This window comes from Nonomuraea sp. NPDC049152 (assembly GCF_040648355.1).
In the GTDB taxonomy this organism is placed as follows: domain Bacteria; phylum Actinomycetota; class Actinomycetes; order Streptosporangiales; family Streptosporangiaceae; genus Nonomuraea.
The window spans coordinates 39,277-58,570 of the sequence record NZ_JBEZDO010000016.1; the positions used below are offsets into that span (position 1 = coordinate 39,277).

The 19,294-nt window shown below is 69.9% G+C and carries 22 protein-coding genes; 9 read left to right on the forward strand and 13 right to left on the reverse strand.

All coding sequences use genetic code 11. The features are described 5' to 3' along the window. Positions 1–88: 88 nt before the first annotated feature. From AB0B45_RS27185 to AB0B45_RS27225, 9 genes are all read right to left on the reverse strand, one after another. Entirely contained in the window at positions 89–409 is a 321-nt protein-coding gene (locus tag AB0B45_RS27185; RefSeq protein ID WP_358135824.1) for an MGMT family protein, read from the reverse strand. Next, entirely contained in the window at positions 403–738 is a 336-nt protein-coding gene (locus AB0B45_RS27190; RefSeq protein ID WP_358135827.1) for a hypothetical protein, read from the reverse strand. Before AB0B45_RS27190 ends, AB0B45_RS27185 begins: the two co-directional genes overlap by 7 nt. 72 nt (positions 739–810) lie before the next feature. Then, complete coding sequence (locus AB0B45_RS27195) at positions 811–1,977, reverse strand: S8 family serine peptidase (protein WP_358135829.1); 1,167 nt, start codon at positions 1,975–1,977, stop codon at positions 811–813. Next, positions 1,971–2,792 carry a hypothetical protein gene (locus tag AB0B45_RS27200; protein WP_358135832.1) on the reverse strand — a complete coding sequence of 274 codons (822 nt, stop codon included), beginning with the start codon at positions 2,790–2,792 and terminating at the stop codon, positions 1,971–1,973. Before AB0B45_RS27200 ends, AB0B45_RS27195 begins: the two co-directional genes overlap by 7 nt. Before the next feature lie 206 nt (positions 2,793–2,998). After that, a complete protein-coding gene (locus AB0B45_RS27205) occupies positions 2,999–4,189 on the reverse strand; it encodes a S8 family serine peptidase (protein WP_358135835.1) in 1,191 nt (396 codons plus the stop codon). Between the two features lie 5 nt (positions 4,190–4,194). Then, positions 4,195–4,914 carry a hypothetical protein gene (locus AB0B45_RS27210; RefSeq protein ID WP_358135838.1) on the reverse strand — a complete coding sequence of 240 codons (720 nt, stop codon included), beginning with the start codon at positions 4,912–4,914 and terminating at the stop codon, positions 4,195–4,197. Between the two features lie 158 nt (positions 4,915–5,072). Beyond that, positions 5,073–6,254, reverse strand: a complete 1,182-nt coding sequence (moeZ, locus tag AB0B45_RS27215) for an adenylyltransferase/sulfurtransferase MoeZ (protein ID WP_358135841.1) — start codon at positions 6,252–6,254, stop codon at positions 5,073–5,075. A 41-nt stretch (positions 6,255–6,295) separates the two neighbouring features. Then, positions 6,296–7,192 (reverse strand): alpha/beta fold hydrolase, encoded by an 897-nt coding sequence (locus AB0B45_RS27220; protein WP_358135844.1) that lies wholly within the window; start codon positions 7,190–7,192, stop codon positions 6,296–6,298. Positions 7,193–7,274: 82 nt separating this feature from the next. Continuing rightward, the gene (locus tag AB0B45_RS27225; RefSeq protein WP_358135847.1) at positions 7,275–8,102 is read right to left on the reverse strand and encodes a Ku protein; all 828 of its coding nucleotides are present in this window, start codon (positions 8,100–8,102) and stop codon (positions 7,275–7,277) included. Positions 8,103–8,184: 82 nt separating this feature from the next. Between AB0B45_RS27225 and ligD (AB0B45_RS27230) the strand changes: the two genes are divergently transcribed. From ligD (AB0B45_RS27230) to AB0B45_RS27250, 5 genes are all read left to right on the forward strand, one after another. After that, a complete protein-coding gene (gene ligD, locus AB0B45_RS27230) occupies positions 8,185–9,081 on the forward strand; it encodes a non-homologous end-joining DNA ligase (protein WP_358135849.1) in 897 nt (298 codons plus the stop codon). Continuing rightward, positions 9,078–9,950 (forward strand): non-homologous end-joining DNA ligase, encoded by an 873-nt coding sequence (gene ligD, locus AB0B45_RS27235; protein WP_358135850.1) that lies wholly within the window; start codon positions 9,078–9,080, stop codon positions 9,948–9,950. Before ligD (AB0B45_RS27230) ends, ligD (AB0B45_RS27235) begins: the two co-directional genes overlap by 4 nt. A 34-nt stretch (positions 9,951–9,984) precedes the next feature. Further along, positions 9,985–10,236, forward strand: coding sequence for a hypothetical protein (locus AB0B45_RS27240; RefSeq protein WP_358135853.1), 252 nt, complete (start codon positions 9,985–9,987; stop codon positions 10,234–10,236). 59 nt (positions 10,237–10,295) lie between these two features. After that, positions 10,296–10,916 (forward strand): TetR/AcrR family transcriptional regulator, encoded by a 621-nt coding sequence (locus tag AB0B45_RS27245; protein ID WP_358135856.1) that lies wholly within the window; start codon positions 10,296–10,298, stop codon positions 10,914–10,916. A gap of 88 nt (positions 10,917–11,004) precedes the next feature. After that, on the forward strand, positions 11,005–11,235 hold the full coding sequence (locus tag AB0B45_RS27250; RefSeq protein ID WP_358135858.1) for a DUF3107 domain-containing protein: 231 nt from the start codon (positions 11,005–11,007) through the stop codon (positions 11,233–11,235). Between the two features lie 312 nt (positions 11,236–11,547). Here AB0B45_RS27250 and AB0B45_RS27255 read toward each other — a convergent pair whose 3' ends face one another. Continuing rightward, on the reverse strand, positions 11,548–12,192 hold the full coding sequence (locus AB0B45_RS27255) for a ferritin-like fold-containing protein (protein ID WP_358135861.1): 645 nt from the start codon (positions 12,190–12,192) through the stop codon (positions 11,548–11,550). Positions 12,193–12,529: 337 nt separating this feature from the next. On the opposite strand from AB0B45_RS27255, the gene AB0B45_RS27260 reads away from it, so the two are divergent. The 4 genes from AB0B45_RS27260 (at position 12,530) to AB0B45_RS27275 (ending at position 17,006) form a co-directional block, all read left to right on the forward strand. Then, the gene (locus AB0B45_RS27260; protein ID WP_358135864.1) at positions 12,530–14,545 is read left to right on the forward strand and encodes a DEAD/DEAH box helicase; all 2,016 of its coding nucleotides are present in this window, start codon (positions 12,530–12,532) and stop codon (positions 14,543–14,545) included. Between the two features lie 300 nt (positions 14,546–14,845). Then, complete coding sequence (locus AB0B45_RS27265; protein WP_358135866.1) at positions 14,846–15,724, forward strand: alpha/beta hydrolase; 879 nt, start codon at positions 14,846–14,848, stop codon at positions 15,722–15,724. A 13-nt stretch (positions 15,725–15,737) separates the two neighbouring features. Further along, complete coding sequence (locus AB0B45_RS27270; protein WP_358135869.1) at positions 15,738–16,643, forward strand: oxygenase MpaB family protein; 906 nt, start codon at positions 15,738–15,740, stop codon at positions 16,641–16,643. 60 nt (positions 16,644–16,703) lie between these two features. After that, positions 16,704–17,006: a hypothetical protein gene (locus AB0B45_RS27275; RefSeq protein ID WP_358135870.1), complete on the forward strand. Its 303-nt coding sequence runs from the start codon at positions 16,704–16,706 to the stop codon at positions 17,004–17,006. 13 nt (positions 17,007–17,019) lie between these two features. On the opposite strand, the gene AB0B45_RS27280 is transcribed toward AB0B45_RS27275, so the two are convergent. The 3 genes from AB0B45_RS27280 to AB0B45_RS27290 form a co-directional block, all read right to left on the reverse strand. Then, positions 17,020–17,847, reverse strand: coding sequence for a PD-(D/E)XK nuclease family protein (locus AB0B45_RS27280; RefSeq protein ID WP_358135873.1), 828 nt, complete (start codon positions 17,845–17,847; stop codon positions 17,020–17,022). Then, positions 17,848–18,555: an MBL fold metallo-hydrolase gene (locus AB0B45_RS27285; RefSeq protein WP_358135876.1), complete on the reverse strand. Its 708-nt coding sequence runs from the start codon at positions 18,553–18,555 to the stop codon at positions 17,848–17,850. Positions 18,556–18,672: 117 nt separating this feature from the next. Next, complete coding sequence (locus tag AB0B45_RS27290) at positions 18,673–19,281, reverse strand: MarC family protein (protein ID WP_358135879.1); 609 nt, start codon at positions 19,279–19,281, stop codon at positions 18,673–18,675. Positions 19,282–19,294 lie beyond the last annotated feature (13 nt).

Here is a 19,294-nt window from a genome sequence, read left to right on the forward strand (position 1 = left end):
AAGGGCACCGCCTTTCGGACCCGGGAACGGTGGGCAGTCCTTCGCTATGGTAATGCGCGTCACATACCGCAAATCCGCAAAAATCGTGTCATGCCAGGTCAGTTGGTTGCTGAAAGTCCCCTGAAGGCAACCATCGGGCACTTCGCATGTCCACGCGCTCGCCACGCAGCGGCGTGCCCTCTTCCCGCCAGTGCGGCAGTGCCCTGTCGACCAGCCCGGGAGCGGCGGTCCCGTCGGCGTGCACGACCCGCCACCACGGTACGGCGCCGCCCCACGTGGACATGACCGTGCCCACCTGCCTGGGCCCGCCCTCCTCGAGGTACTCGGCGATGTCGCCGTAGGACATGACCTGCCCGGGCGGGATGCGTTCGACCAGGTCGAGCACCCGCTCGCCGTACGGTGTCACCACGCCGCGGGCCCTTCCCGCAGGATCTCGTCGAGTTTGCCGATGGCGTCGCCGTCGACCTCGATGACGCCGTCGCGCAGGTAGTAGTGCTCGCCGTCCTCGCCGCGCAGGCGTCCGCCGAGAACCGCGGCCAGCCGGACGAGCTGGGCCACGTCCCAGTCCGACGCGGGCGTGCCGACGACGCGGTCGCGCCAGCGCGCGACGGGGCGGTGCTCTTCGCCTGCCAGGATCTCGCCGGGCTCGCGCAGCCAGAACCCGGCGGGCGCTATCGCTCTCGCGAGCTCGGCGAAGGCGAGCGGAGACTCACGCTCCACGTACAGCTCGTAGCTCATGAGGCGGGAGCATACTCATGATCACCGCAGGTCCTGGTACGCGTTGGGAAATCTGTGGCAGAAAAGCACGTTTCAACTGCCTTTGTTGCGCTGACTGAGCAGAGTGACGGCCGCGCCGAAGGCCAGGAGGCCGAACAGCACGCCGCCGCCGAACAGCCACATCCGCCACGGGCTCGGCCCCGGCGGCGAGGGCAGCGGTGCCTTCTCCCCCGCCCCGAAGTGCTTTCCATCGGGTACGGCCAGGCCGCGCTGCTGCCCGGCCAGCTCCCCCGCCCTGTCGAGCGCCGCCGCCGCGTCGACCACGCCGAAGCCGATCTTGTCGTCGTACCCCGCGGACGGCCTGGCACGGGCGCTGCTGGTGACGGCCTGCGCCACCTTGTCAGGCGTGAGGTTCGGGTACTTCGACTTGATCAGCGCGGTGACCCCCGCCACCAGTGCCGTCGCCACACTGGTTCCCTTGCTGGAGCCGAGCGCCCCGCTCATCTTCAGCACCGGCACGTCCACGCCGGGCGCCGCGACCATGACGGAGAGGTTGTCGCTGCTGAAGGCGGCCCGCCTGCCCTGCTTGTCGACCGCGGACACGCCGATCACGCCCGGATACCCGGCGGGGAAGCTCCAGTAGGAGGTGCTGTTGGCCTTGGTGTAGGCGGTCTGCCCGTCGTTGCCGACGGCGGCGACGAGCACGACACCCCTGTCGAGGGCGTAGGCGACGGCCTCGCGCTCGGACTTGTGCACGCCGTACGTGCCGATCGACATGCTGATGACCTTGGCCCCGTTGTTGACGGCGTAGCGGATCGCCCTGGACAGCGGGCTCTCCCTGCTCGACAGCAGGTCGTCCTGGGGCGGGATCGCGCCGCCTGCCAGCGTCTCGTCCACGGTGATGGGCACCGACAGGATGCGGGCCTGGGGGGCGATGCCGATGAAGCCGCCCTTGTCGCCCGAGGCCGCGATGAGGCCTGCCATCGCGGTGCCGTGCTCGCCGGGAACGGCGCCGATGCGATCGAGCGTCGTGGAGGACATGTCGGGGGCGACCGTCACCCTGCCCCTGAGTCCCGGCGTCCCCGGGGCGACGGCGCTGTCGATCACCGCGACGGTGACGCCCGCGCCCTTGCTCACCGGCCACGCCTGCTCGGCGTTGATCGCGGTCAGCACCCAGCGCTGCTGCTCACGCTCGGGGGGAGCCGTCGTGCCGTACAGGACCAGTGCCGCCGCGAGAAGCGACCGCACGACGGTCAGCACGCGTTCCCCTGGGTGCAGCGAGGGACCTTGGGCGGTTCGGCGAGGAAGAAGGCGATCTGGCCGCCGACGGATCTGGCGGCCGACCACAGCTCGCTGTGCAGGATCTCCTCCAGGGGGATGGCGGCGCGGGTGCGGCCGTCGGCGTAGCCGGCGGTGGAGAAGACTATGTAGGGACCCGCGCCCACCCAGCCGTTACGCTGCCGCTGGTCGAGCCCGAAGCGCTCGACCACCGTGCCGGGGAAGGCGACGGGCAGCACGCCCACGCGGTCGTCGACCGTCAACTCCTCGGTGGCCGCCGCCCTCGACTCCTCGTCCTGCAGCACCGCGATGCCCACGGTGAAGACGAACATCGCGCTCTGGTCGATGTAGGTGGCGCGCAGCATGGTCAGGCAGCCGTGTCCGTCGAGCACCCTGGCCACGGCCCTGTCGGTCGCGGCGGCGCACGTGGCCTCCGGGGCGATGCCGACCCTCCTCGCGTACTGCTGAGCCTGGTCGAGCCCCTGGTAGGCGACCTCTTCAGGGAAGACGCCCGTGGCGGGCCACGCCTGCCAGCGCCTGGCGATCTCCTCCTGCTTGTAGCGGGTCTGCTCGGCGACGGTCAGCGGGCGGGACCTGCTCTCGGCGAGCAGGCCGGTGGTGCCGAGCAGGACCACCACGGCCGACAGCGCCACGATCGCGCCCAGGATGCCGAGGAACACGGTGCGGAACCTGACGCCCCGCGCCAGTGCCTCACGCTCGGCTCTCTCCTTCGCCGCCTGCCCGTCCCTGCGACCGGTGGCCGCGGGCCACGAGCGCACGCGGGAGCGTCGGGTCACAGGGGGGCCGAGCGGCGATCCGCTTCCAGGCGTCTGCCCCGATCGAGGCAGCCCTGACACAGGCCGCCTGCGTGCCCTCCCTGACGTGTCCCCCACCGCTCCTCACTCAACTTGGTTCTCACCTAGGAGAAACGTGGGCTCTTCACGGTGGTGAAGGGCCCTTTTGCGCGTTTCTCATAGGTAATTCGTCCCCCTAAGGGCGCGGATCATGCGTCCTGGGGATTGTCTGCCCTTCGCGTCCGCTTGACCAGTGCTGTCAGCACCAGAACGGCTGTGAGCGCCGCCAGGGCCGCGGCCGCCGCGATCGAGCCGTAGACGACGATCCTGCGATGGTCCCGGTAGATCACCTGGACGGGCGCGGCCGCCTCGCCGAGCGGCCGGTCGGGGTCGTGCGCGTCCTTCCCCCGAGCGGTGTGCGTGTGCCTGGCCAGCCTGGCCGCCTCGGCGAGCGCTCCCTCCGCGTCGACCACGCCGAAACCCGTGCCCGTGTCGTAGCCGCCCGAGGGCCGCCTGGAGGCGCCCAGCGTCATGGCCTGGGCCACGAGCGCGGGCGACATGCGCGGGTGTCTGGCCTTGATGAGCGCGGCGACGCCCGCGACCAGGGCGCTGGCCTGCGAGGTGCCCTTGCCCACCCAGTACTCGTCGCCGGGTCCCGCGCCCAGGATGTCGACGCCCGGCGCGGCCAAGAGGACCGAGGGGTTCCAGTTGGAGAAGGCCGCGCGGCGCAGTCCCCTGTCGGTCGCGGCCACGGACACCACGCCGGGGAAGGCCGCTGGGTAGGAGTAGGGCGCGTAGCCGCTGGCCTCGGGCTTGCGCGCGCCCTCGTTGCCCGCCGCCGCCACCAGCACGACGCCCTTGGAGATCGCGTAGCGGATCGCCTCGCGCTCCTGCTGGGTGGCCAGTTCCTTGGAGATCGACATGTTGACGACCTGCGCGCCCTGGTCGACGGCGTAGCGGATGCCCTTGGCGACCACGTCCTCGTAGCGCTTGGCGGTGTTGAACTCGCCGAAGCCCGGCTCCTCGTCCTCCAGGATCACCCTGACCGACAGGATCCTGGCCCGCGGCGCGACGCCGATGATGCCGTCGCCGTTCCCCTGTCCGTGGCCATGGCCTGCGATGAGCGAGGCCATGTAGGTGCCGTGCAGCCGCTGCGGCGGCACGCCCGGCGGGTTGGCGCCCTTGGTGAAGTCGTCGCCGACCGTCACCGAGCCCGCCAGGTCGCGATGGACGGGATCCACCCCCGAGTCGAGGACGGCCACGATCACGCCCGCGCCCTTGCTGGTCCGCCAGGCCTCCGGCAGCCGCAGCGTGTCGATCACTTCCCGCTGGCTGTCACGCACGTTGTCGGCGTGCGCGACCGGCGCCGCCACCAGCACCAGCGCCACGGCGAGGCTCACCCGCCTCAGCATCGCCACGCCGTGGATCCGCACTCGGGCATGCGTGGCGTGCTCAGCTCGATCAGGACGCGTTCGCCGAGGTCGGCGGCGAAGGCGAACACCGCGGGCCGCTGCCCTCCGACGGCTCGCGCGGGCCTGCCGTCCACCTGGCCGGCGGTCGTCAGCACGACGTAGGGGCCGGCCTGCCGTACCGAGCCCGCCTGGCGGCCCTGCGGGGTGAACCTGTCGGTGACCGTCCCCTCGAACGCCACGGGCCGCAGTCCCGGCACCGACCTGCCGGCGATAGGAAAGGCCTTCTTGGCCCGTACGGCACGCAGTTCGTCGGGCAGGGCGATCACGCCCACGGTCACGACCACGCCCTGCAACTCGTCGAGGTAGGTCGCCCGCAGCACGGCCCTGCATCCCATTCTGCGCAGCGTGGCCGCCGCCTTCCTGTCCACCGCGCCCGCGCAGGCGGTCGAGGTGGAGATCCCCACGCGTCGGGCCTTCTCCGCGCCGCCCTGCTCGGCGACGTAGGCGAGAGTGGCGGGGAAGATCTTGCCGGCCGGCCAGGTGCGCCACCGTTCGGCGACCTCACGCTTGGCGGCGCTCTCCAGCTCCGCCTGCGTGGGCCCCCTGGTGAGCTCCGCGCCGGACGCGCTGGCCGCCACGCCCGCGGTGATTGCGCAGATCAGCGCCAACGCGGACGTCACGACCAGTGGCGGCCATGCTCGTCCGTTGCTCACAACTCGACCTTAATGCGGAGCGCCTAACGACATCCCCTCAACCGCGTCGGAAAGTACTCGGCGGACAGGAAAGCGTGTTGGACGGGCTTTGCCGCCTGTTGACACGACACATCGGGGACACCGCTCCGCGGCGTCCCCGATGTGTCGTGGCCTGGTCGCTAGTACGTGGGAAGGCTGGGGTCGACGGTCTTGATCCAGCTCAACACGCCGCCGCCGACGTGCACCGCGTCGGAGAAGCCGGCGTTCTTCACGACCGCCAGCGCCTCGGCCGAGCGGGCGCCCGACTTGCAGTGGAGGACGATGCGCTTGTCCTGCGGCAGCTTCTCCAGCGCCGAGCCGTTCAGGAACTCACCCTTCGGGATCAGCGTCGCGCCGGGGATGGAGACGATCTCGTACTCGTTGGGCTCGCGGACGTCGATGAGGAAGATGTTCTCCTCGTTGTCCTGCATCGCCTTGAGCTCCTGCGCGGTGATCGTCGAGCCCGAGGCCGCCTCGGCCGCCTCGTCGGAGATCGAGCCGCAGAACGCCTCGTAGTCCTCGAGCAGCTCGGTGACCGTCGGGTTCTTGCCGCACAGCACGCACTCGGGGTCCTTGCGGACCTTGACGTCGCGGTACTTCATCTCCAGGGCGTCGTAGATCATCAGCCGCCCGACGAGCGGGTCGCCGATGCCCGTGAGCAGCTTGATGGCCTCGTTGACCTGGATGGAGCCGATCGACGCGCACAGCACGCCGAGCACGCCGCCCTCGGCGCACGAGGGCACCATGCCGGGAGGCGGGGGCTCGGGGTAGAGGCAGCGGTAGCAGGGGCCGTGCTCGGCCCAGAACACGCTCGCCTGGCCGTCGAAGCGGTAGATCGAGCCCCAGACGTACGGCTTGCCCAGCAGCACAGCCGCGTCGTTGACCATGTACCGCGTGGCGAAGTTGTCGGTGCCGTCGACGATGAGGTCGTAGCCGGAGAAGATCTCCATCACGTTCTCGGTCGACAGCGCCGTGTTGTGGATGACGACCTCGACCAGCGGGTTGATCTCACGGACCGTCGCCGCCGCGCTCTCCGCCTTGGGCCTGCCCACGTCGGACTGGCCATGGATGATCTGGCGCTGGAGGTTGGACTCGTCGACGACGTCGAAGTCGATGATGCCCAGCGTGCCGACGCCCGCGGCCGCGAGGTACATCAGCGCGGGCGAGCCGAGGCCTCCCGCGCCCACACACAGCACCTTGGCGTTCTTCAGCCGCTTCTGCCCGGCCATGCCCACGTCGGGAATGATCAGGTGGCGCGAGTAGCGGCGCACTTCATCGACGGTCAGCTCGGCGGCCGGCTCGACCAGAGGTGGCAACGACACAGTTCTACGCTCCCGATTAGGGGTCCTATCTTCAGTGAAACCTAGCTCGGGAGTGGGGCATTCCCCAATCGCGTCTCAAGGATCAGACGGCGAGCCTCAGCGGCTACCGCCTCGGGCACCTCCATCTGGGCGACATGGCCTGCGTTCCGCAGCAGAACGAGCCTGGCCTGCGGGAACGACGTGAGTGCCCTTCGCGCGGTGGCCGGCCGTACGAGCCTGTCCCTGCGGCCGTGGATGATCAGCGTGGGCGCGGTCACCCTGGCCGCCTGGCGCCACAGGTTCTGCTCGCCGCGCCTGAAGTACTCCGCGACGATGCCGCGCGCCGAGCCGATCAACGCCCTTCCCGCGTACGGCAGGCCGTCGCGCCTGCGCAGCTCCTCGACCGCGTCGCGGATCCTGGCGGGATGGACGACGGACACGTCGGCGTAACACATGGCCAGGCTCGCGTTGATGCGCTGCTCGGCGGGCAGGAAGCGGAGCCTGTCCGCCACCCACTCCCCCAGCCCGGGGGCGGCGGAGGCGGCCACGCGGGCCGGGCCGTACCTGGGGACGAGGTCGGGCAGCGCGGGCGAGACGAGCGTGAGCGACCGCACCAGGTCAGGGCGGGCGGCCGCGGCGGTGACGCAGACGGCCCCGCCGAGCGAGTTGCCGAACAGATGGGCGGGACCTGTCCGCTCCAGGAGGCCGATCACCGCTCTGGCGTGGGCGGAGACGCTGTAGTCGCCATCGGGTGGCGCGGGCGAGTAGCCGGCGCCGGGCAGATCGATGGCGTGACCCGTGACCAGATCGCGCAGCTCGCCCATCAGGTCGGTCCAGTTGGTGGCCGAGCCTGCCAGGCCGTGCACGAAGACCGCCTGGTCGGCGCCGCCCTCAGGCGTCGAGCGCACGTGCACGTCACCGACCATCCTGCCCGGCCAGTGTGCGATGGGTTCTGTCACCGCTCGTCCCCCTTCCGTTTCCTCGACGATAACCCGCTTGTCGCATGGGTTACCGCAAAGCGGACACGGGTGACGGGCGACGCTAGGCCGACTTGCGGGCCTTCTTCTTCGGCTCCTTCTTCTCCGAGGCGCCGCGCTCCTTCTTCGCCGCCTCCACGCTGGCCCGCAGCGCGGCCATGAGGTCGACGGCGGGACCGGCCTCCTCCTCACCCTCGGGAGCGGCGATGACCTCCTTGCCCGCCACCTTCGCCTCGATCACCTGCTGCAGCGCCTCGCGGTAGGCGTCGTGGTACTCGGCGGGGTCGAAGTCGGCCACCATCGTGGTGATCAGCGACTCGGCCATCTTCAGCTCCTGCGGCCTGACCTCTGTGTCCTCCTCGAGGAAGCCGAAGTCGGGCTTGCGGATCTCGTCGGGCCACAGCATCGTCTCCAGGACGAACACCCCGTCGCGCACCCTCAGCGTGGCCAGCGACTCCCGCTGCCGCAGCGCCACCTTGACCACCGCCACCTGCCCCGAGCTCTCCAGCGCGTTCCGCAGCAGCACGTACGGCTTGGAGCCCTGCGCGTCGGGCTCCAGGTAGTAGGACTTGGCGAAGTAGATCGGGTCGATCTGGTCGGCGGGCGTGAACTGCAGCACGTCGATCCGCCGCGAGGTGGTCAGCGGCAGATCCTCGAAGTCCTCGTCAGTGAGCACGACGATCTCGCCCGTGGCCAGCTCGTATCCCTTGGCGATGTCGGAGTAGGGCACCTCCTCGCCGTCGACCGTGCACACGCGCTTGTAGCGGATCCTGCCGCCGTCCTCGCGGTGCACCTGGTGGAAGGTGACGTCCTTCTGCTCCGTCGCCGAGTAGAGCTTGACCGGGATCGTGACCAGCCCGAAGGAGATCGCACCCTTCCAGATGCTGCGCATGGGCACTCCAAGAGAAATAGCGGGCTCACCTCATGGGCACATACCCGTCATGGGCGATCCGATGCCATATCCAGTCGAACCGATGCTGGCCGTACCCGGGCGCCTTCCGGCCGATCGCGAGCAGTACGGGCTGGAGGTGAAGTGGGACGGCATCAGGGCGCTCATCCACCTGGAAGCGGGCGCGTGCAGGGTGTCGGGCAGGCACGGAGCCGACTACACGCGCAGGTACCCCGAGGTGTGCGCGGCCGCGGCGGGCTTCGGGCTCGACCACGCGATCATCGACGGCGAGGTCGTGGCGCTCGGTACCGACGGGCGGCCCTGGTTCTCCCGATTACAGCGGCGCATGCACCTCAGCGACCCGAGCCCTTCGCTCGTGCACCGGGTGCCGATCACCTACTTACCCTTCGACCTGCTGTATTTGGGCGGTCGGCCGCTGTTCGACCTGCCGTACAGGGACAGGAGGGCGTTACTCGACGAGCTGGACATCGGCGCGCCGCCCTTCTTCCCCGGCGACTCCGACCTGATGGCCGCCACGCTGGAGCAGGGGCTCGAAGGCGTGATCGCCAAGCGGCTCGACTCGCCGTACAGGGCGGGGACGCGCTCGCCGTCGTGGATCAAGGTGAAGCACCAGGCCACCACCGAGGTCGTGATCGGCGGCTGGAAACCCGGCAAGGGGCGGCGCGCGGGCGGCATCGGGTCGCTGCTGCTCGGGATGTTCACCGACGAGGGTTTCTCCTACGTCGGCCACGCGGGCACCGGGTTCACCGACGCGGCGCTCGCTCACCTGCTGGCGCTGCTCGAACCGCTCGAAGTGCCCCGCAGCCCGTTCTCCGACGAGGTGACGGGGCGCAACAGGTGGGTTAGACCCGAGCTGGTCGGGGAGGTGGCCTACACGATGTGGACCGACGACCGCAGGCTGAGACATCCCGTGTGGCGCGGCCTCAGGGCCGACAAGGTACCGGCAGAGGTGAGGCTGTGAAGGTTCCCGTCAAGGTCGACGGACGCCAGCTGACGCTCAGCAACCTGGACAAGGTGCTCTACCCCGAGGTCGGCTTCACCAAGGCCGAGGTCATCGACTATTACAGCAGGATCGCCCCCGTCCTCCTCCCTCACCTGCGGGACAGGCCGCTGACGGTCAAGCGCTATCCCAACGGCGTCGACGGCGCCTTCTTCTTCGAGAAGAACGCGCCCCAGCACACGCCCTCGTGGCTGCGCAGGGCGACGCTCCCGGTTCCCGGCAGTACCAAGAACCGCGAGACCATCGACTTCGCGATCATCGACGACCTCCCTTCCCTCGCCTACTACGCCAACCTCGCCGCGCTCGAACTGCACGTCCCGCAGTGGAAGGTCGGCAAGGACGGCACGGCGCTGCCGCCCGACCTGCTGGTGCTCGACCTGGACCCGGGGCCGCCCGCCACCGTCGTCGACTGCTGCAGGGTCGCCGCGCTCATCCGCGACGTCCTGGCAGAGGACGGCCTCGCCGCGTGGCCGAAGACGAGCGGCAACAAGGGCATGCAGCTCTACGCCCCATGGGACAACAGGGTCGAACCATCCGGCTACGCCCGCGAACTCGCCCAACGCCTGGAGAAGGAGCACCCCCGCCAGGTCGTCAGCGTGATGGCCAAGAAGCTCAGGCCGGGCAAGGTCTTCATCGACTGGAGCCAGAACAACCCCGCCAAGACCACCATTGCGCCCTACTCGCTGCGCGCCAACTCCCGCCCGACGGTCTCGACGCCGCTGCTCTGGGAGGAGGTCGAGGACTGCGAGAACCCCGAGGAACTGGTGTTCACCGCGCCCGACGTACTGGCCAGGGTGGAGGATCATGGCGACCTGTTCGGCCAGGCGTAAGGTGGAACCCGTCCGGCTACGACAGGGGGATGGAATGTCGCATAACGACGCCGAGCTGTCCGTCGAGGTGCCCGAGGCCGACGCGGCCGAACAGCTCAGGACGCTCGGCGAGGGGGAGACCATCAGCCAGGAGCTCCCTATCGAGGTCGATCCGGCCGACGCGGCCGAACGGCTCAGGACGCCCGGCGAAGCCGTCCGCCAGGAGCTCCCTATCGACGTGGACCCGGCCGACGCCTTCGAACAGGACCGCACGGTCGGCGACGACGATGACGATGACTACCGCTGACCTGGTTACCCGCGCGTAGGATGTGCGGGCACAGAGCATCCGTCCCCTAGGAGACCCGCGTGACAGCAACCCCGGACGCCAAGCCCCGGGGCACCCGGCTGCCCCGACTCGCCCGCAGGCGCCAGCTCCTGAACGCCGCGCAGGAAGTGTTCGTGGAGAACGGCTACCACGCGGCGGCCATGGACGAGATCGCCGACCGCGCCGGGGTCAGCAAGCCCGTGCTCTACCAGCACTTCCCCGGCAAGCTCGAGCTCTACCTCGCCCTGCTCGACCTCCACGTCGACGACATGGTCAGCAGGGTGCGTGACGCGCTCGCCTCCACCCACGAGAACAAACTCCGCGTGCAGGCCACCTTCCGCGCCTTCTTCGACTTCGTCTCCAGCCAGGGCGAGGCCTTCCGGCTGGTCTTCGAGTCCGACCTGCGCAACGTCGCCCCCGTACGGCAGCGCGTCGAGCGGTCGCTGCGCGAATGCGCCGAAATGGTCAGCCAGGTGATCCAGGAGGACACCGGCTGCTCCAGCGAGGAGGCGCACCTGCTCGGCGTCGGCCTGGTCGGCATGGCCGAGGTCAGCGCCCGCTACTGGATCACCCAGCACGGATCCATCCCCAAGGACGCCGCCGAACAACTCATGGCCAGGCTCGCCTGGCGTGGCATCAGCGGTTTTCCGCGTACGGCATAACGGCGTTCGCTCGGCGCGATCAATGCCCCCTTCTTGACGGAGACGGGTGACGATGGGATGAGCTAGCCCCGTCTCAAGAGGGAGCACGATGGAAATCAAGATCGGCGTACGGTCTGTACACCGCGAAATCGTTGTGGAGACCGACCTGTCGGCCGACCAGATCGAGGAGGAGATCCGGCAGGCACTGGCAGCCGACAAGGGCGTCTTCGCCATCAGCGACGTCAAGGGCAGGCGCGTCGTCGTGCCGGTCGCCTCGATCGGGTTCATCGAGATCGGCGAGGACGAGAACAGGCCTGTCGGCTTCGGCGGCACGCTGTAGGACGGGTTCCGGCCCAGGGGTACGGCGTCGCGCGCCGTCCCCCTGGTTTGCCTGTCCCGCCGTCAACGGCAGGGGTTGTCCGGGCCGATCAGGCATCTTCCCGGACGTCGGCGCCGAGGGACGTGCTCCCGCCTCGGCTCTCCGGTCGGGCAGCCCGCGCTCCCCCTCCGCAGTACGGCGCGCGTGGCCCAGCGATTCGGCCCACATCTGGTCAAGGAACTGCTGTAGCGGCGCGAGGCCCTCATACCTGGCACGGTACAACCGTCCGCGCGCTCGCGCCGCTCGATGCGCAGACCGGATAAACCCGACCCCTCAGATGCCGAGAGCCGCCATCCGCTTGCCGTGCTCCTCGGTCAGCCTCGCGAACAGCCTGGAGATCTCCGCCTGATCGTCCGGCACCGCCTCCACCAGCAGCTGGGCCAGCTCGGGCCGGGCCGCCGCGACCCGCTGGCCCTGGCTGAGCGCCTCGCCGACCAGCCGCCGCGCCCACAGCGCCAGCCGTCCCGCCAGCGCCGGGTCGGCCTCGACCGCCGCCCGCACCCGCTCCACCGCGAACGCCGAACGGCCCTGGTCGACCAGCACCTCGTCGACGAGGTCGGCGATGGACGGATCGAGATGCCTGGCCGCCTCGCGGTAGAAGTCGAGCGCGATCCCCGTGCCGACATACGCCTTGACCAGCGCCTCCAGCCAGTCGCCAGGCGCGGTGTTCGTGTGCCAGTCGTCCAGGGCGTCCACGAACGGCGACATCGCCTTGTCGGGGTCGGCCCCGAGCGAGACCAGTTTGTCGCGCAGGAGCTGGAAGTGGGCGTACTCGGCCACCGCCAGTTCGCCCAGCACCGCCCTGTCCGTCAGCGTGGGGGCCAGATGGCCCGCGTCCTCGGCCAGCCGGAGGAAGGCGGTGAGCTCGGCGTATGCCAGCACGCCAAGGAGATCGACGACACCCGGGGAATCTGTCATGGAGGCAGCGTACTTCGGGAACATAATGAATCTCGGTCCGCGTTGTGCTATCGAGTACACTGCTCTGTGAAAGTGCGACCGCACTGTGTTAATCCGGGAGATTCGCTCCCGCTAACCCCCACTTCCGGGCCTGCGGTCGCTGATGACGCGAGAGGGCTGGCTCTACCGCGAGGACCCAGGCACGGGGATTAATTCCGCCCGATGGTCCCGGCAGGCCCGCCTTCATTTGAGACTGAGGCAGGCCACGCTGACGACTTTCCGAGACCTCGGAGTCACACCAGAGATCGCCGACGCCCTCGAGACCGAGGGCATCACCGAGCCGTTTCCGATCCAGGAAATGGCACTCCCACTCGCCCTCGCGGGGCAGGACCTCATCGGTCAGGCCCGCACGGGGACGGGAAAGACCTACGCGTTCGGCATCGCGATGCTGCAGAGCATCGGCAAGCCGCGCAAGAACCGCAAGAAGCCGCGCGGCCTGGTCGTCGTGCCGACCCGTGAGCTGGCCGTCCAGGTCTCCGAGGACCTGGTCACCGCCGCGGGCAAGCTCGGCTCCCGCGTGCTCACCGTGTACGGCGGGCGCGCCTACGAGCCGCAGGTCGAAGCGCTGAAGGCGGGCGTCGACGTCATCGTCGGCACCCCCGGCCGCCTGCTCGACCTCGTCAAGCAGAAGCACCTCGACCTCTCCCAGGTCACCATGCTCGTCCTCGACGAGGCCGACCGCATGCTCGACCTCGGCTTCCTGCCCGACATCGAGCGGATCTTCAAGCTCATCCCCGCCGAGCGGCAGACGATGCTGTTCTCCGCGACGATGCCGGGCGAGATCGTCGCGCTGTCGCGCAAGTACCTCAACCGGCCCACCCACGTGCGCGCCGAGATGGAGAGCGGCGAGGGAGAGACCACGCCGCAGGTGCGCCAGCTCGTCTGGCGCGTCCACAGGATGGACAAGATCGAGATCTTGTCCCGCCTGCTGCAGGCCGACGGCCGCGGTCTGACCATGGTCTTCTGCGAGACCAAGCGCGCCTGCGACATGGTCGCCGAGCAGCTCGACACCCGCGGCTTCGCGGTGGCGGCCGTCCACGGCGACCTCGGGCAGAGCCAACGCGAGCAGGCACTTCGCGCCTTCCGCAACGGCAAGATCGACGTGCTGGTCGCCACCGACGTGGCGGCGCGCGGCATCGACATCGACGACGTCACCCACGTGGTCAACTACGACGCCCCCACCGACGACAAGACCTACGTGCACCGCGTCGGGCGCACGGGCAGGGCCGGGCGCACCGGCATCTCGGTCACCTTCGTCGAGTGGGAGGAACTGACCCGCTGGAAGATGATCAACAACATGCTCGGCCTCGACTTCGCCGAGCCCGAGGAGAGCTACTCCACCTCGCCGCACGTCTACGCCGAGTTGGCCATCCCCGAGGGCACCAAGGGCGTGCTGCCGCGCGCCGCGCGCTCCAGGGCGGGCCTGGCGGCGGAGGAGCTGGAGGACCTCGGCGAGACCGGGCGGTCGCGTTCGCGTGGCCGTAAGGACAGGGAGGAGCGCGAGTCTCGCCCCGCCCGCACGCCGCGCCAGCGTCGCCGCACCCGCGGCGGCCGCGCCGCCGAGGCCGGCTCGGACGAGCTCGTCTCGACGGGACCCGTGACAGACGAGATCACCTCGAACGGACCCGCCTCGAACGGATCGACCTCGGACGGGCCCACCTCGGACGGATCGACCTCGGACGGGCCCGTCTCGAACAGGTCGACCTCCAACAGGGCGGCCTCGAAGGGATCGGCTTCCAAGAGGGCGTCCTCGAACGGGTCGGCCGCTAAGGAGGTCGCTTCGGAGGGGTACGTCTCGACTGGGGTCGCTTCGGAGGCCGTCGCCTCCGCCGCGGCCTTCACACCGGCCGAATCGCTCGGGACCGGCCTGATCGAGGACGCCGAGAGCACCGCATCGACGATCGCGCCAGAGGAGAAGCCCATGCGCAGGCGCTCCCGCAGGAACGACGACACGCCCGCCATCATCTCCGCTGAAGAGGTCGAGGCCGCGGCCGACCAGCCCTCCAGGCGGACCAGGGCCCGCAGGGGCGCCTCCTCGGAGGCGCTGGAAGGAGCGCTCGCCTCGGTGACCGAGCCGCAGTCCGCGCCGCTTCCCGTCGAGGAGCCGAGCTTCCTCACCACCCCGCCGCCGCCCCCTGTCCGCAGGGAGCCCGAGCGGATCGTGCCGCCGAACGCGTTCACGGTCATCTTCCAGTCGCCCGACCTGGCGACCGACGATGACGAGATCGCCCCCTCCGCCGCGACCGAGCGCCAGCAGCAGCGGCGTCGCCCGCGTGGCACCGGTGGCGGCTCGGGCGGACCTCGCCGCCGCTGACGTCCCAACGGGCTGGGGCGCTCCCACGAGCGCCCCAGCCCTCGACGTCCCCGCCCGGCGCGACGGTGCCCCTCACCGGGGCCGTCGACACCCCTTTCGGCCCTGCCAAGCCACCGGCCCCCACCTGGATTCCCCCGCAGGCCTCTGACATCGGCGACCCGGCTCACCGCCCCGCCAAGCCACCAGCGCCCCACCGACCGGCGCGGGGGCGCTTCTGTGAGTGCCTTTGGGCACGTCAAGCTGGGTAAGTGAACCGTTTCGCGGTGTTCCCACCCTGTCCTCTGGGTATTGTTGCCTTACGTGAGTACGCCGCGCTTCCTGTCCCTGCCGCCCGGGGTGACCCCTGTGCAGATCGACACGCCCCAAGGCCCGTTCGCCGCCTTGGAGGCCACTCCGATCAGCGGCGTCATCGAGCGGCTGCCCGCGCTGCTGGTGCCGGGCCTCACCGGCAGCAAGGAAGACTTCATCGCCATCCTGCAGACCCTGGCCACCGCCAACCGCAAGGTCGTCGCGATCGACATGCGGGGACAGTACGAGACGCCAGGCCCCGACGACGCCACCGCCTACACCTGCCCCGCGCTCGGCAACGACGTCGACATGATCGCGATGGCCGTCGGCGACGGCGGCCCCGTCCATCTCGTCGGCCACTCCTTCGGCGGGCTGGTCACCAGGGAGGCGGCGATCGACGGGCGCACCAAGTTCGCCTCTTTCACGTTGATGAGCTCGGGCCCGTCGGGCATCGTGGGCCCACGCGAACGGGTCGGCAGGGTGATCATCCGCGAGCTGCCCGAGCTGGGCCTCGAACACCTGTGGACCACCCGCTACGAGCCCGAGGCGCTCGTCGGCGGCGTGCCCGACGAGATCGTGGCGTTCCTGCGCAAGCGGCTGTTCGCCAACAACCCGACGGCGCTGACGACGATGGCGCAGCAGGTGCTCGACCAGCCCGACCGCACCGAGGAGCTCACCCAGATCGAGGTGCCGACCCTCGTCCTGTTCGGCGAGCACGACGACGGCTGGCCGCCCAGCGTGCAGGCCGAGATGGCCGCCAGGCTCGGCGCCGAGATCGTGGTGGTGCCGGGGGCCGTCCACTCCCCCGCCGTCGAGGCGCCGGAGACGACCGCGGCGGCTCTGACGAGATTCTGGAACGAGGCGGAGGCCATTCGGCGCCCAGCCGTGTAATTATTTACTTACTATGGCGAGCATCGAAGAGATCGTCGTCCAGCCGCCGCAGGCTGTGACGTGGCTGGTACACCTCGACCGCTCGATGTGGGTGGGCGGCGTGCGCGGCCTCATGCTCCAGGCGCTCCACCCGCTGGCGATGCGTGGCGTCTGGCAGAACTCCAACTTCCAGGACGACCCGTTCGGGCGGCTCCGCCGTACCGCGGACTTCGTGGGAAGGGTCACGTTCGGCAGCCCGCAGGAGGCCGACGAGATCGGGCGCAGAGTGCGCGGCATCCACCGGGCGCTGCGCATCAGCGACGGCGGCAGGACACACCGGGTCGACGACCCCGAGCTGCTGCGGTGGGTGCACTGCGCGGAGGTGTCGTCCTACCTGGAGGTGGCCAGGCGCGGCGGGCTCGGGCTGACCGACCGGCAGGCCGACCGTTACCTCTACGAGCAACGCAAGAGCGCCACCTACGTCGGCCTGCATGTGGACGACGTGCCTGGCTCGCAGGCCGAGATGGCCGCCTACTTCGAGGAGATGCGGCCCCAGCTGAGGGTCATCGACGAGTCGGCGGCCACCGTGCGGTTCCTGCTGTGGCCGCGGCTGCCGCAGGAGCTGCGCAGGCTCTCCCCCGGCAAGCCGGTCTACTTCCCGTTCGGCGCGCTGTGCTACTACTCGCTGCCCGGCTGGGCCAGGAGGATGTACGGCACGCTGCCGGAGGTGCCGCGCGCGACGGTCACGGCCGCGCTGAAGGCGTTCAGGCTGGGGGCCAACTCGCTGCCCGAGCACGTCCACGACCTGGCCTTCTCCGAGCCGACCAGGCAGATGCTCGCCGCCTCCCGCGAGCGCCTGGCGAAGGCCGGCTACGACGTGAGCAAGGGGCTCAAGGGCCTCACCGACCCCCGCCGATGGCCGGGAGGCCTGGCGGCCTGACGAACGAGCCCGTCCCTCCTGAACCGGGTACTCAACCCATGAGCAGACGGAGGGAACCTGATGATCGCTCGAATCTGGCACGGCGTCACGCCGCTCGACAAGTCCGGCGACTACCTCAAGCTGATGCGCGAGGTCGCGATCCCCGACTACCGGTCGAGTCCCGGCAATCAGGGCGCCTACGTGCTGCACCGTGAGGCCGAAGGGGTCGCGCACTTCCTCACGCTGACGTTCTGGGACAGCGAGGGGTCCATCACCGCGTTCGCGGGCGACGACGTCACCGTCGCGAAGTACTACGACTTCGACGACGCCTACCTGCTGGAGAAGGAACCCCGCGTGACCCACTACCACCTGTACGACGAGTGACAGCCTCAGGAGTTCAGGCGAGGGCGTCCCAGGGGAGTTTGTCGGGTGCCGCCGTGCGACCCTCTGGACAGTGGCGCCGGAAGTCGCACCACGAGCACAGGGGGCCTGGACTCGGCGGGAAAGGGTCGTCCTTCTCGCCCGCCCGGTAGCGCTCGTCGGCCTCACCGGCCTCCAGCGCGACCTCCTCGGCCCTGGCCAGGTGGCGGCCGAGCGACTCGTCGGTGTGCTCCCATTCGACGATCTCACCGGTCGGCAGGTGATGCAGCTCGACTGTGGTGCACGGGGTGCGCAGGACACGCGAGGCGGCGATCGCGTAGATCGCCAGGGCGAGCGAGCCGCGGGCGTCGTCCTCGGTCAGCGGGCGCCGGCCCGTCTTGTAGTCGACCACCACCAGCTCGTCGCCGCGCCGGTCGAGCCTGTCGATACGCCCGGAGACGGCGATGGCCTTCGTCCGCGTGGCCACCGTGCGCTCGACGCCGACGGGCTCGTCGGAGGGGTCGAGCGTCTCGACGTACCCCGAGACCATGCCGCGAGCGTGATCACGCCACTGCGTGGACTGCTCGGCGTCCCTGAACCCCTCGGAGATCCACCCGTTGGTCAGCAGGATCGCCGCCATCGCGGGAGTCCTGCGTGCGTACGGCTCCCGCCACCACGCGGCGAGCGCGTTGTGCACGCTCGCGCCCATGCTGTTGTGGGCCCACGCGGGCCCCTTGGGCGGCTGTGGCCGGTCGAGATAGGAGAACCTGTAGCGCCTGCGGCAGTCGAGCCATGAGTTCAGCCGCGACGGCGTGCACGAATAGAGCCGCCGCGGCATGCCCTCAAGAGGGAGCTGCTCCAGCACCTACTGGTCGCCCAGGTTCAGCTTGATCCCCGCGGCGCCCGTGCCGTCGGTCAGCGGGCCCTCAGGGGGCGTCTCTCGGGTCAGCGACCCCGACACCCAGTCGTCGAAGTGCGGCTCCAGGTCGCCGATCGTGCTCTCCTCGCCCTGGTTGGGCAGCACCCTGGTCGCGGCGGACAGCGTGAACAGCCGGCCGCCGATCGAGGTCAGCTGGTCGGCCAGCGCGGGGTATTCACCGCCGAGCTTGCCGGGACCATCGGCCTGCAGCGACTTGCCCGTGAAGACGGCCTCCAGCTCCTCGGAGTAGAGGCAGACGCCGCCCATCGTGATGCCGGGGGTCTCCAGCACCTCGAGACGGACGTCGCCGACGCCGAACACGCCCTCGTCCTCCATCTCGATGTCGGGCCAGGTCTCCGACCAGGTCTCACGCCAGATCGGCTTGTCCTTGGGGTGCAGGGCGATCACCGACTCGTCCCTGCTGGCCACCTCGATGGCCGCGCCGACGTGGTCGGGAAGGCCGTGCGTGCAGATGACGGCGAGCACCTCCCGCTCGCCGATCTGGTCCAGGATCTTCTCGGCGTCACGCGCCGGGTCGATGACGATGACCTCCTCGTCGTCGCCCACGATCCAGGTGTTGTTCTCGACCTTGTACTCGGTGCCGTCGATCTCGACGGCGCCCTCGGTCACGACTCGCTCGATACGCGCTCCCACATTGCCACCCTATCGTCAACCGGGGCTCGGATCCCGTCTTGTGCGCGGTTGGCCGGACGGACGTCCCGTCCCTCCCGTGGCGGCTGGGCTCTCGTGCGCCGCGCCGTTGGCGCGGGGTCAGGCGACGAGGGAACGGATGGCGGTGATGATGAGCTGGACGGCCAGCGCCGCCAGCAGCAGGCCCGCGATCCTGGTGACCAGCTCGACCCCGTTCTCCTTGATCACCCGGATGATGGTCACCGAGAACCGCATGAACAACCACAGCACCACGTGCACCGTCGCGATCGCCAGCCCCAGCGCCACGATGCCGCCCTTCACCGTCTCCGCCTGCTGCGCGAAGACGATCGTGGCCACGATGGCTCCGGGCCCGGCCAGCAGGGGGGTCCCGAGGGGCACCAGCGCCACGTTGACGTTCGACTTCACCGTGCCCGCCTGCGGCTCCGTCGTCCCACGCAACAGCTCGAGGGCGACCAGCAGCAGGAGCAGCCCGCCGGCGATCTGCATGGCGGGCACCTCGACGTGCAGGTACCGCAGGATGACCTGGCCGAAGACCGCGAACACCACGATCAGGCAGAACGCCGTGACCGCAGCCTGCGTCGCGATGCGCCTGCGTTCGGCCGGGGTGCGCCCGCCGGTGTAGGCGAGGAAGAGCGGGATGACGCCGGGCGGGTCCATGATGACGAACATCGTGACGAACGCCTCGACGAAGAACCTGACGTCGAACACTGTCCCCCCAAAG